This is a genomic window from Variovorax sp. P1_G12, assembly GCF_056405555.1.
The window spans coordinates 1-12,455 of the sequence record NZ_JBFUBW010000053.1 but is presented as its reverse complement, the minus strand read 5'-3'; the positions used below and the strand labels follow the sequence as shown (position 1 = coordinate 12,455).

At 69.4% G+C, this 12,455-nt stretch carries 9 protein-coding genes and 1 pseudogene; all 10 read left to right on the top strand.

Going from position 1 to position 12,455, the window contains the following annotated elements; genetic code table 11:
• Positions 1-78 precede the first annotated feature (78 nt).
• Entirely contained in the window at positions 79-2,205 is a 2,127-nt protein-coding gene (locus AC1D2O_RS35075; protein WP_478158707.1) for a 3-hydroxyacyl-CoA dehydrogenase NAD-binding domain-containing protein, read from the top strand.
• Positions 2,206-2,275: 70 nt separating this feature from the next.
• Entirely contained in the window at positions 2,276-3,466 is a 1,191-nt protein-coding gene (locus AC1D2O_RS35070; RefSeq protein WP_478090541.1) for an acetyl-CoA C-acyltransferase, read from the top strand.
• A gap of 8 nt (positions 3,467-3,474) precedes the next feature.
• Positions 3,475-4,683, top strand: a complete 1,209-nt coding sequence (locus tag AC1D2O_RS35065) for an acyl-CoA dehydrogenase family protein (protein WP_478090540.1) — start codon at positions 3,475-3,477, stop codon at positions 4,681-4,683.
• 10 nt (positions 4,684-4,693) lie between these two features.
• Positions 4,694-5,833 carry an acyl-CoA dehydrogenase family protein gene (locus AC1D2O_RS35060; protein WP_478090539.1) on the top strand — a complete coding sequence of 380 codons (1,140 nt, stop codon included), beginning with the start codon at positions 4,694-4,696 and terminating at the stop codon, positions 5,831-5,833.
• Positions 5,830-7,029, top strand: a complete 1,200-nt coding sequence (locus AC1D2O_RS35055) for a CaiB/BaiF CoA transferase family protein (protein ID WP_478090538.1) — start codon at positions 5,830-5,832, stop codon at positions 7,027-7,029. The genes AC1D2O_RS35060 and AC1D2O_RS35055 overlap by 4 nt, the downstream gene beginning before the upstream one ends.
• Before the next feature lie 19 nt (positions 7,030-7,048).
• Positions 7,049-8,047: a Bug family tripartite tricarboxylate transporter substrate binding protein gene (locus AC1D2O_RS35050; RefSeq protein WP_478090537.1), complete on the top strand. Its 999-nt coding sequence runs from the start codon at positions 7,049-7,051 to the stop codon at positions 8,045-8,047.
• A gap of 65 nt (positions 8,048-8,112) precedes the next feature.
• Entirely contained in the window at positions 8,113-10,032 is a 1,920-nt protein-coding gene (locus AC1D2O_RS35045; RefSeq protein ID WP_478090536.1) for an acyl-CoA synthetase, read from the top strand.
• Positions 10,033-10,069: 37 nt separating this feature from the next.
• Positions 10,070-11,065 carry a Bug family tripartite tricarboxylate transporter substrate binding protein gene (locus AC1D2O_RS35040; RefSeq protein WP_478090535.1) on the top strand — a complete coding sequence of 332 codons (996 nt, stop codon included), beginning with the start codon at positions 10,070-10,072 and terminating at the stop codon, positions 11,063-11,065.
• Positions 11,066-11,090: 25 nt separating this feature from the next.
• The gene (locus tag AC1D2O_RS35035; protein ID WP_478158706.1) at positions 11,091-11,840 is read left to right on the top strand and encodes an electron transfer flavoprotein subunit beta/FixA family protein; all 750 of its coding nucleotides are present in this window, start codon (positions 11,091-11,093) and stop codon (positions 11,838-11,840) included.
• Between the two features lie 23 nt (positions 11,841-11,863).
• A pseudogene (locus AC1D2O_RS35030) lies at positions 11,864-12,455 on the top strand (electron transfer flavoprotein subunit alpha/FixB family protein); the annotation flags it as partial.

The window sequence follows — 12,455 nt, the reverse complement described above, 5'->3', positions numbered from 1 at the left end:
TCAAAGCAGCGGCCCGGATCAAGAATGCCGGATTCACCCTCAAGGAACCGTTCCGGTTCGCTCACGGAGACAATCACCATGGCCATCTCTCCCACCCTTCCTGCGTCCGCGATCGTGCGCTTCGAGCGTCAAGCCGACGTGCTGGTCGTCACGATCGACAACCCCCCGGTGAATGCGCTCGGCGTCGACGTCCGGCGCGGGCTGGCCGCGGCGATCGCCGCGGCCGAAGCCGACGACGGCGCCAAGGCGGTGCTGATCGTGGGCGCGGGGCGCAACTTCATCGCCGGCGCCGACATCCGCGAGTTCGGCCAGACGCCGCAGCAGCCCTCGCTGCCCGACGTGTGCGCGGCCATCGAGAACTGCAGCAAGCCCGTGGTGGCCGCGATCCAGGGCGCGGCCCTCGGCGGCGGACTGGAGGTCGCGCTGTCGGCGCATTACCGCCTGGCGGTGGGCTCGGCCAAGCTCGGCCTGCCCGAAGTCGCGCTGGGCCTGCTGCCCGGCTCGGGCGGCACCCAGCGTGCGCCGCGCCTGATCGGCGCCAAGGCCGCGCTCGACCTGATCCTGAGTGGCCGCCACGCCAGCGCCAAGGAAGCGCTGGCGCTGGGCCTGATCGACCGGCTGGCCGAAGGCAGCGAGGCCCTGGCCCCGGGCCTCGCCTATGCGCAGGAGCTGGTGGCCGCCAAGGCGCCCGTGCGCCGCACGCGCGATGCCGGGGCCCTGGCCGACACCGAAGCCAGCCGCGCCGCACTCGATGCCGCGCGCGCCGAGACCGCGAAGAAGAGCCGCGGCCTGTTCTCGCCGATGAAGATCATCGAAGCCGTGGAAGCCGCGCTCACGCAACCCTTCGCCGACGGCATGGCGCTGGAACGCAAGCTCTTCCTGCAGTGCATCGACAGCCCGCAGCGCGCCGGCCTGATCCACGCCTTCTTCGCCGAGCGCGAGGTGCTGAAGGCGCCCGAGACCAAGGCCGCCAAGCCGCGCGCCCTGGATTCGGCCGGCATCGTCGGCGGCGGCACCATGGGCGCCGGCATCGCGGTGGCGATGCTCGACGCCGGCATGCCGGTCACGATGATCGAGCGCGACGAAGCGCAGCTCGCACGCGGGCGCGCCAACGTCGAGAAGGTCTACGACGGCCTGATCCAGAAGGGCCGCATGACGGCCGAGGCCAAGGCCGCGGTCATGGCGCGCTTCTCGGGCTCGACCGCCTACGACGCCCTGGCGCAGGTCGACATCGTGGTCGAGGCCGTGTTCGAGGACATGGGCGTCAAGAAGGCCGTGTTCGCCGAGCTCGACCGCGTCTGCAAGCCCGGCACCGTGCTGGCCACCAACACCTCCTACCTCGACATCGACGAGATCGCGGCCAGCGTCTCGCGCCCGGGCGACGTGGTGGGCCTGCACTTCTTCTCGCCGGCCAACATCATGAAGCTGCTCGAGATCGTGGTGCCGGCCAAGGTCAGCGCCGACGTGGTCGCGACCGGCTTCGAGCTCGCGAAGAAGCTCAAGAAGGTGCCGGTGCGCGCCGGCGTCTGCGACGGCTTCATCGGCAACCGCATCCTCGCGGTCTATCGCCAGGCGGCCGACCACATGATGGAAGACGGCGCCTCGCCCTACCAGATCGACCAGGCGGTGCGCGACTTCGGCTACCCGATGGGCCCGTTCCAGGTGGCCGACCTGGCCGGCGGCGACATCGGCTGGGCCACGCGCAAGCGCAAGGCCGCCACGCGCGACCCGAAGGCGCGCTACGTGCAGGTGGCCGACCGCATCTGCGAGCGCGGCTGGTTCGGCCAGAAGACCCAGCGCGGCTACTACCTCTACCTGGAGGGCGCCCGCACCGGTTCGCCCGACCCCGAGGTGCTGGCGATCATCGACGCCGAGCGCCAGCGCGCCGGCGTCACGCCGCGCAGCTTCACCGACGACGAGATCATGCGCCGCTACATGGCCGCGATGATCAACGAGGGCGCCAACGTGGTGCACCAGCGCATCGCGCTGCGGCCGCTCGACGTCGATGTCACCTTCCTCTACGGCTACGGCTTCCCGCGCTTCCGCGGCGGCCCGATGAAGTACGCCGACATGGTGGGCCTGCCGAAGGTGCTGGCCGACATCCGCGAATTCGCCCAGCAGGACCCGGTGTTCTGGAAGCCCTCGCCGCTCTTGGTCGAGCTGGTCGAACGCGGCGCCGATTTCTCGAGCCTCAATCAAGACTGAACCTTGCGGGGCCGATCAAGAAACTCAGCAGTTCTTGCTCTGTCCTCAACCAACTAAGGAGCCAATCACCATGCGCGAAGCCGTCATCGTTTCCACCGCCCGCACCCCGCTCACCAAGGCGCACCGCGGCGAATTCAACATCACCTCCGGCGCCACGCTGGCCGCCTTCGCGGTACGCGCCGCGGTCGAGCGCTCGGGGCTCGATCCGGCGCTGATCGAGGACGCGATCCTCGGCTGCGGCTACCCCGAAGGCACCACCGGCCGCAACATCGCGCGCCAATCCATCATCCGCGCCGGCCTGCCGATCTCGATCGCCGGCACCACGGTCAACCGCTTCTGCGCCTCGGGCCTGCAGGCGATCGCGATGGCGGCGGGCCGCATCGTGGTCGACGGCGCCCCGGCGATGATCGCCGGCGGCGTCGAGAGCATCTCGCAGATCCGCAGCCGCAGCGCCACCGACGCCGGCGACAGCGGCATCGACCCGTGGATCCAGGAACACAAGCCCGCGCTCTACATGGCGATGATCGAGACCGCCGACATCGTGGCCCAGCGCTACGGCATCGGCCGCGAGGCGCAGGACCGCTTCTCGGCCGAGAGCCAGCGCAAGACCGAAGAGGCGCAGCTCGCCGGCCGCTACAAGGAAGAGATCGTGGCCTGCACCACCACGATGGCCGTGACCGACAAGGAGACCAAGGCCGTCACGCACGCCCAAGTCACTGCCACGGAAGACAACTGCAACCGCCGCGGCACCACCTACGAGGCGCTCGCCAAGCTGCAGCCCGTGATGGGCGCCGACAAGTTCGTCACCGCGGGCAATGCCTCGCAACTCTCGGACGGCGCCTCGGCCTGCGTGCTGATGGAAGCCAAGGAGGCCGAGCGCGCCAACCTCAAGCCGCTGGGCGCCTTCCGCGGCCTCGCGGTGGCCGGCTGCGAACCCGACGAGATGGGCATCGGCCCGGTGTTCGCGGTGCCCAAGCTGCTGGCGCGCCACGGCCTCAAGATCGACGACATCGACCTGTGGGAACTCAACGAGGCTTTCGCCTCGCAGTCGATCTACTGCCAGGAGAAGCTGGGCATTCCGTCCGAGCGGCTCAACGTCGACGGCGGCGCGATCTCCATCGGCCACCCGTTCGGCATGACCGGCGCGCGGCTCGCGGGCCACGTGCTGATCGAAGGCAAGCGGCGCGGCGCGAAGTACGCGGTGGTGACCATGTGCATTGCGGGCGGCATGGGCGCGGCAGGCCTGTTCGAAATCTACTGAGACTCGTCATGGACTTGAACTTCACCCCCGAAGAAGAAGCCTTCCGCAGCGAAGTGCGCGCCTTCCTGGCCGACAAGCTGCCCGCGCGCCTTTCGACCCGGGTCGCGACCGGCAAGCACCTCTCGAAGGCCGACATGCAGGAGTGGCATGCCATCCTGAACGCGCGCGGCTGGCTCGCCAACCACTGGCCCGAACGGTACGGCGGCCCGGGCTGGACCGCGGTCGAGAAGTTCATCTTCGAGAACGAATGCGCGCTGGCCCATGCGCCGCGCATCGTGCCCTTCGGCGTCAACATGCTCGGCCCGGTACTGATCAAGTACGGCAACGAGGCGCAGAAGCGCCACTGGCTGCCGCGCATCCTCGACGGCTCCGACTGGTGGTGCCAGGGCTACTCGGAGCCCGGCGCGGGTTCCGACCTGGCCTCGGTCAAGACCTCGGCCGTGCGCGGCGTCGACGCCCAGGGCGACCACTACATCGTCAATGGCCAGAAGACCTGGACCACGCTGGGCCAGCACGCCGACATGATCTTCTGCCTGGTGCGCACCAACCGCGAAGCCAAGAAGCAGGAGGGCATCAGCTTCCTCCTGATCGACATGAAGTCGCCCGGCGTCGAGGTGCGCCCGATCATCACGCTCGACGGCGAGCACGAGGTCAACGAGGTGTTCTTCTCCGACGTGCGGGTGCCGGCCGGGAACCTGGTCGGCGAGGAGGACAAGGGCTGGACCTGCGCCAAGTTCCTGCTGACCTACGAGCGCACCAACATCGCCGGCGTCGGCTTCTCGGTGGCCGCGATGGAGCAGCTCAAGGCGATCGCCGCGACGCAACGCAAGAACGGCCGCCCGCTGGCCGAAGACCCCGCGTTCGCGGCGCGCATGGCCAAGGTCGAGATCGACCTCGAGAACATGAAGACCACCAACCTGCGCGTGATCGCGGCCGTGGCCGGCGGCGGCGTGCCGGGCGCCGAGAGCTCGATGCTCAAGATCCGCGGCACCGAGATCCGCCAGGAGATCTCCTCGCTGGCGCGGCGTGCGATGGGCGCGTATGCCCGGCCCTTCGTGGCCGAGGCGCTGGAAGAAGGCCACGACGGCGTTCCGTTCGGCCCCGCCTATGCGGCCCCAGCGGCAGCCCGCTACTTCAACAACCGCAAGCTGTCGATCTTCGGCGGCTCCAATGAAATCCAGAAGAACATCATCAGCAAGATGATTTTGGGTCTGTAAAGGAAACGGCATGAACTTCGAACACACCGAAGACCGGCGCATGCTCGCCGACAGCCTGAACCGCTTCATCGCCGAGCAGTACGCCTTCGAGACGCGCGACCGCATCGCCGGGTCGCCCGAGGGTTTCAGCACCGACATCTGGCGGCAGTTCGCCGAGCTCGGCGTGATCGGCGCGCTGTTCAGCGAGGCCGATGGCGGCTTCGGCGGCGGCGGCTTCGACATCGCCGTGGTCTTCGAGGCGCTGGGCCGCGGCCTGGTGGTCGAGCCGCTGCTGGGCGCCGTGATGGCCGGCGAGGCGATCTCGACCGCGGGCAACGCGGCGCAGAAGGGCCTGCTGGCCGAGATCATCGGCGGCACCACCATCGCGGCGCTCGCGCATGACGAGCCCGAGGGGCACTATGAACTCGCCCGCGTGCAAACGCGCGCCGAACGCAGCGGCGACGGCTGGGTGCTGAACGGCGCCAAGTCGGTCGTCCCGCAAGGCGCGCAGGCGCAGCTGTTCGTGGTCTCGGCCCGCACCTCGGGCGCGGTCGACGACGAGGCCGGCATCTCGCTGTTCCTGGTGCCGGCGGCAACGCCGGGCCTCGCGGTGCGCGACTGCCCGGCCATCGACGGCGGCCGCGTGGCCGAGCTCTCCTTCGACCAGCTCAGGCTCGGCGCCGGCGCACTGCTCGGCACCGAAGGCCAGGGCCACGCGACGCTCGAGCGCGCCATCGGCCGCGGCCTGCTGGCCCTCAGCGCGGAATCGCTGGGCGCCATGGAAGCGGCCAAGACGGCCACGCTCGAGTACCTGCGCACGCGCAAGCAGTTCGGCCTGCTGATCGGCAGCTTCCAGGCGCTGCAGCACCGCATGGCCGACCTGCTGCTGGAGATCGAGCAGGCGCGCTCGGCCGTGATCAATGCGGCGGCGGCGATCGATGCCGACCGCGTCACGCGCGAACGTGCGCTGTCGGCGGCCAAGTTCAGCGTCGGCCGCATCGGCACGCTGGTCGCCGAGGAGAGCATCCAGCTGCACGGCGGCATCGGCATGACCTGGGAGCTGCCGCTGGCCCACTACGCCAAGCGCCTCGTGATGATCGACCATGAACTGGGCGACGAGGACCATCACCTGCAGCGCTACATCGCGCTCGGCAGGGAGGCGCCCCAATGAACGGCACCCTTCCGCTCGCGGGCGTCCGCGTGCTCGATCTCTCGCGCATCCTCGCCGGCCCCTGGTGCGGCATGGTGCTCGCGGACCTCGGCGCCGAAGTGATCAAGGTCGAGCATCCGGCCCGCGGCGACGACACGCGCGACTGGGGCCTGCGCATCGGCAACACCGAGACCGCCTACTTCAACAGCGTCAACCGCAACAAGCGCTCGATCGGCATCGACCTGCAGACGCCGGAAGGCCAGGAGATCGTGCGCGAACTGGCGAAGAAAAGCGACGTGCTGATCCAGAACTTCAAGTTCGGCGGCATCGACAAGCTCGGCCTCGGCTACGAGGCGCTGCGCGAGCTCAACCCGGGGCTGGTCTATTGCTCGATCTCGGGCTACGACCGCACCGGCCCCGAAGCCGCGCGCCCCGGCTACGACCTGGTCGTGCAGGGCGAGGCCGGCCTGATGGCGCTCAACGGCGAGGCCAACCAGCCGCCGCTGAAGTTCGGCGTCGCCGCGGTCGACCTGTTCACCGGCATGTACTCGGCGCAGGCGATCCTCGCGGCCCTGTTCGAGCGCCAGAAGACGGGCCGTGGCCGCCACGTCGAGATGGCGCTGTTCGACTGCGGCCTGATGATCACCGCCTACTACGGCCTCGAGGCGCTGCTGATGGGCGAGGACCCGCCGCGCTACGGCAATGCCCATCCGTCGATCGTGCCCTATGGCGTGTTCGACGCCGAAGACGGCCCGCTGGTGATCACGGTCGGCAACAACAGCCAGTTCGCGCGCTTCTGCACCGACGTCATCGAGCGGCCCGACCTGGCGGCCGACGAGCGCTTCAAGACCAACATCCTGCGCGCGGCGAACCGCGAGGCGCTGATGCCCGAGATCCACCGCGAGCTCGGCAAGCGCAAGCGCCGCGCCCTGCTCGAACAGCTGACCCGCTCGGGCATTCCCTGCGGCGAGGTGCTCGGCCTGCTCGAGGCGCTCAATTCGAAGCGCGCGACCGATGGCGGCCTGGTGACCACGCAGCCGCATCCGGTGGCCGGCAGCGTCAACGTGCTGGCGCCGCCCTATCGCTTCGACGGCGAACGGCTGCCGGTGCGCAACGCGCCGCCGCAGCTCGGCGAAGGCACGCACGAGGTGCTGCAGTCGCTGCTGGGGCTGTCCGACGACAAGCTCTCCCAACTGAAATCCAACGGCGTCCTCTGACGCCATCGAACCGATCCCGATGTCCTTTCGCCTTGCTTCCTCCGTCCGCAACCCCGCGCGCCGCGCCCTGCTCGCCCTGGCACTGCCGCTCATCGCGGGCACTGCGTTCGCCCAGGCCTTTCCGGCCAAGCCGATCACCATCATCGTGCCCTTCCCGGCCGGCGGCCCGACCGACGTCGCGACCCGCATCATCGGCCAGAAGATGGCCGAAGGGCTCAAGCAGCCGGTGCTGATCGACAACCGCGGCGGCGCCTCGGGCACCATCGGCGCGGCCGCCGCGGCCAAGGCGGCACCCGACGGCTACACGCTCGTGATGCTGGCCACGCCGACGCTGCTGGCGGGCCACCTCTACGGTCCGACCAGCTACGACATCTTCAAGAGCTTCACGCCGGTCGGCACCACCTACGACCTGCCGATCGTGATGGTCGTGAACCCGAAGGCGCTGCCCGAGGTCACGGGCCTGCAGCAGCTGATCGTCAAGGCCCGCGCCGACGGCGGCAAGTTCAACTACACCACCGCGGGTGCGGGCAGCTTCGGCCACCTGACGACCGAGAGCCTGAAGAACGTGGGTAAGTTCGAGATGCAGCACGTACCCTACCGCGGCAGCGCGCCGGCCGTGACCGACCTGATCGGCGGCCAGGTGCCGATGATGTTCTCGGACCTGATCGCGGTGCTGCCGCACATCCGCTCCGGCGCGCTGCGTCCGATCGCGGTCGGCTCGTCGAAGCGGCTGAGCCTGCTGCCCGACGTGAAGACCGTGGCCGAGCAGGGCTTCCCCGGTTTCGACGCCACCTCGTGGGGCGGCATGCTGGCCCCGGCCGGAACCCCCAAGGACGTGATCGCCCGCCTGAATGCCGAGCTCCAGAAGGCGTTGGCCGACAAGGAAGTGCAGCAGAAGCTCGAAGGCGTCGGCACCTTCGCCGCCTTCCAGACGCCCGAGCAGATGGCCGCGCGCATGCGCCAGGACTACGAGCGCTGGGGCAAGGTGATCCGCGACAACAACATCAAGAACCAGTAGCCGGCGTAGGCGCCGCGGCCCGCCCGGCGCATGATCGCGGGACGACATTTGCAGGAGACAGGACCATGAGTGCAGCGCCCTTCAGCGCATCGTTTCCGATTCGCAGCCTCGATGACATCCGAAGGCTCGAGGCCACGCCGCTGGCCGAGGCGCTCACGGTGCGCAGCACCTACGAGATCTTCCGCAACTCCGGCGCGGCCTTCGGCGACAAGCCGGCGCTGACCTTCCTGCGCACCGGCGACCCGGCCGACGAGCCGATCCGCTGGTCCTACGCCCAACTGCTGGCCGGCATCCACCAGACCGCGAACCTGTTGCACCGGCTCGGCGTCGGCCCCGACGACGCGGTGGCCGTGCTGCTGCCGGGTTGCCTCGACTACCACCTGGCGCTGTGGGGCGGCGAGGCGGCCGGCATCGTGCAGCCGCTGAACCCGCTCCTGACCGACGACAAGCTGGTCGCGCTGATGACCGCGGGCCGCGCCAAGGTACTGATCGCCTACGGCAGCGATGCCGACTCGGGCATGTGGGCCAAGGCGATGCGGCTGCGCGGCCAGGTGCCGACGCTGACCACCGTGCTGCGCGTGGCGCCGCACGACGAGGCGCCCGGCAGCGCCGGCGACCTGCCCGATGGCGTGGCCGACTTCGCCGCCTTGCGCGCCGCCGAGCCCGACGACCGGCTGGTGAGCGGCCGCGACATCGCGCCGGGCGACATCGCCGCCTACTTCCATACCGGAGGCACCACCGGCGCGCCGAAGCTCGCGCGCCACAGCCATGGCGCGCAGGTGTTCACGGCCTGGGCCAGCGTCAACATGACCGGCCAGGGCCCGAAGGACGCGTCGATCAACGGCTACCCGTTGTTCCACGTGGCCGGCGTGCTGCCGGCGTCGCTGGCCTCGCTGTCGGCCGGCGTGGAAGTGATCGTTCCGACCACCGCCTTGCTGCGCAACAAGCAGGTGCTGGCCAACTATTGGCGGCTGGTCGAGAAATACCGGCCGACCTCGCTGTCGGCGGTGCCCACGGTGCTCGCTGCGCTGGCCAACGTGCCGCTGGCGGGCGCCGACATCTCCTCGATCAACTACTGCCGCACCGGCGCCGCGGTGCTGGCGCCGGAACTCGCCGCGCGCTTCGAGCGCCTGTTCGGCCTGCACGTGCACGAAAGCCTGGGCATGACCGAGATGGCCGGCATCTCGACCATCACGCCGCCCGGCGTGGTCGGCCCGGCGGGCTGCGTCGGCTTCCGGCTGCCCTACTCGCGGCTGCGCATCGTGGCGCTCGACGAGAACGGCAACGCCAGCGAGCGCGACCTGCCGGCCGGCGAGCAGGGCATGGTGCTGTTCAAGTCGCCCAACCTGTTCTCGGGCTTCGTCGATCCGGCCGACAACGCGAAGGCCTTCACGGCCGACGGCTGGCTCGCCACCGGCGACCTCGGATGGATCGACGGCGAGGGCCGGCTCAACCTCAGCGGCCGCTCGAAGGACCTGATCATCCGCAGCGGCCACAACATCGATCCGAAGACGATCGAAGACGCGCTCGGCGCCCATCCGGCGGTGCAGCTCTGCGCCGCGGTCGGTGCGCCGGACGCCTACGCCGGCGAGCTCCCGGTGGTGTTCGCGACGCTGGTGCCGGGCGCGTCGGCGACCGAGTCCGAGCTGCTGGCCTTCACGGCCGAACGGGTCGACGAGGCGCCCGCCAAGCCGCGCTCGGTGACCCTGATCGAGACCATGCCGATGACCAATGTCGGCAAGATCTACAAGCCCGAACTGCGCGCGCTGGCCGCGCGCCAGGTGGCCGCGGCGCTGGTCGAGGAGGCCTGCGCCGCCCTGGGCATCGCCGCCGCGGCCCGGCCGCAGGTGCAGGCCGATGGCGACAGCGCGCTCAAGGTGATCGTCGACGCCTCGGCCACCGGGCCGCAGGCCGAGCCGCTGCGGCAGCAATTGCAGCAGGCGCTGGAACGGCTGCCCTTCAAGACACAGGTCGTCCTGCAATAGACCCCTCTTTTCTCGAGCAATGAACCGGAGACACACCATGAGCCCCCAAGCCTCGAACCGCCGCGCATGGCTCTGCGCAGCCGCCTCGGCGGCCGCGCTGTGCGCCCTCGCGCCCGCCCAGGCGCAGACCTATCCGACCAAGCCGATCAAGATGGTCGTGCCCTTCGCGGCCGGCGGCGCCACCGACGTGCTGGCGCGCGTGATCGGCGAGAAGATGGCGGCCGGCCTGGGCCAGCCCGTGATCATCGACAACAAGCCCGGCGCGGCCGGCATCATCGGCACCGATGCGGTCGCCAAGGCGGCGCCGGACGGCTACACCATCGTGCTGTCGCTGAGCAATTCGCTCATGACCAACCAGTTCCTGTACGAGAAGCTGCCCTACGACGCGCAGCGCGACCTCGCGCTGGTCTACCAGATCGCGATGGCGCCGCTGGTGCTGGTGGTGCACCCGAGCGTGCCGGCCAAGACCGGCCCCGAGCTGCTCAAGTACGTGAGCGCGAACAAGGGCAAGGTGGCCTATGGCTCCTACGGCGTGGGCGCCTACCCGCACCTGGCCGGCGCCCACATGAGCCTGACGCAGCAGGCCGACATGAACCACGTGGCCTACAAGGGCGAGGCACCGATGCTGCAGGACCTCATCGGCGGCCAGATCCAGATGGCCTATGCCAGTGCGCTGGTGGCCAAGCCGCACATCGAGGCCGGCAAGCTCAAGGCGATCGGCGTGACCGGCGAGCGCCGGATGAGCACGCTGCCCAATGTGCCGACCCTGGCCGAGCAGGGCCTCAAGGACGAGGCCTACCGCGTCACCGGCTGGCTCGCCGTCGCGGCGCCGGCCCACACGCCCAAGCCCGTCGTGCAGCGCCTCGCGGACGAGGTGCGCAAAGCGACGCAGCAGCCCGACGTGCAGGCGAAGGTCGCGGCGATGGGCTTCGAGCTCAAGGACAGCTCGCCCGAGGCCTTCGCTGCCGCCTACAAGCAGGAGCGCCCGATCTGGGAGCGCCTGATCAAGCAATCGGGCGCCAAGCTCGAATAATTTCAGAACCGAAGGAGCAACTCCCATGAAGATTCTTGTCCCCGTCAAGCGGGTCGTCGACTACAACGTCAAGGTGCGCGTGAAGAGCGACGGCACCGGTGTGGACATTGCCAACGTGAAGATGAGCATGAACCCCTTCGACGAGATCGCCGTCGAAGAGGCGGTGCGCCTGAAGGAAAAGGGCGTGGCCACCGAGATCATCGCGGTCTCGTGCGGCGACGCGAAGTGCCAGGAGACCCTGCGCACCGCGATGGCCATCGGCGCCGACCGCGCCATCCTGGTGGAGAGCACCGAGGAACTGCAGCCGCTGGCSGTGGCCAAGCTGCTGAAGGCGCTGGTCGACAAGGAGCAGCCSAGCCTSATCATCCTGGGCAAGCAGGCGATCGACGACGACGCCAACCAGACCGGCCAGATGCTGGCGGCGCTGGCCGGCCTKCCGCARGCCACCTTCGCSWSSAAGGTCGAAGTGGCGGGCGACAAGGTCAACGTGACSCGCGAGGTCGACGGCGGCCTGGAGACCATCTCCCTCTCGCTGCCCGCGGTGATCACCACCGACCTGCGCCTGAACGAGCCGCGCTACGTCACCTTGCCCAACATCATGAAGGCCAAGAAGAAGCAGCTCGACGTGGTCAAGCCCGAAGAGCTCGGCGTGGACGTCAAGCCGCGCCTGAAGACGATCAAGGTCAGCGAGCCGCCCAAGCGCGGTGCCGGCATCAAGGTGCCCGATGTGGCCACCCTGGTGGACAAGCTCAAGAACGAAGCCAAGGTCATCTGAAACCCCGAAGAAGGAACACGAACATGACCGTCCTCGTCATTGCAGAACACGACCACGCCACCCTCAAGCCGGCGACCCTCAACACCGTGACCGCGGGCCTTGCCTGCGCCAGCGGCGATGTCCATGTGCTGGTGGCCGGCGCCAACGCCGCCGACGCCGCCAAGGCCGCCGCCCAGGTGGCGGGCGTGGCCAAGGTGATCGTCGCCGACAGCCCCTCGCTGGCCGAGAACCTGGCGGAGAACGTCGCCGCCCAGGTGCTGGCGATCGCGAAGAACTACAGCCACATCCTGTTCCCGGCCACGGCCAACGGCAAGAATGTCGCGCCGCGCGTGGCCGCCTTGCTCGATGTCGCGCAGATCAGCGACATCACCAAGGTCGACAGCCCCGACACCTTCGAGCGCCCGATCTACGCGGGCAACGCCATCGCCATCGTGCAGAGCAGCGATGCGATCAAGGTGGCGACCGTGCGCACGACGGGCTTCGATGCCGCAGCGGCCACCGGTGGCAGCGCCGCGGTCGAGACCGTGGACGGCGTGGCCGACAGCGGCAAGAGCAGCTTCGTCGGAAGAGAAGTCACCAAGAGCGAGCGCCCCGAACTGACGGCGGCCAAGATCA

What these genes read in the sequence shown, in the direction of transcription:
- AC1D2O_RS35075 (WP_478158707.1), top strand. Translation starts at nt 79, where the DNA reads ATGGCCATCTCTCCCACCCTTCCTGCGTCCGCGATCGTGCGCTTCGAG.
- AC1D2O_RS35070 (WP_478090541.1), top strand. Translation starts at nt 2,276, where the DNA reads ATGCGCGAAGCCGTCATCGTTTCCACCGCCCGCACCCCGCTCACCAAG.
- AC1D2O_RS35065 (WP_478090540.1), top strand. Translation starts at nt 3,475, where the DNA reads ATGGACTTGAACTTCACCCCCGAAGAAGAAGCCTTCCGCAGCGAAGTG.
- AC1D2O_RS35060 (WP_478090539.1), top strand. Translation starts at nt 4,694, where the DNA reads ATGAACTTCGAACACACCGAAGACCGGCGCATGCTCGCCGACAGCCTG.
- AC1D2O_RS35055 (WP_478090538.1), top strand. Translation starts at nt 5,830, where the DNA reads ATGAACGGCACCCTTCCGCTCGCGGGCGTCCGCGTGCTCGATCTCTCG.
- AC1D2O_RS35050 (WP_478090537.1), top strand. Translation starts at nt 7,049, where the DNA reads ATGTCCTTTCGCCTTGCTTCCTCCGTCCGCAACCCCGCGCGCCGCGCC.
- AC1D2O_RS35045 (WP_478090536.1), top strand. Translation starts at nt 8,113, where the DNA reads ATGAGTGCAGCGCCCTTCAGCGCATCGTTTCCGATTCGCAGCCTCGAT.
- AC1D2O_RS35040 (WP_478090535.1), top strand. Translation starts at nt 10,070, where the DNA reads ATGAGCCCCCAAGCCTCGAACCGCCGCGCATGGCTCTGCGCAGCCGCC.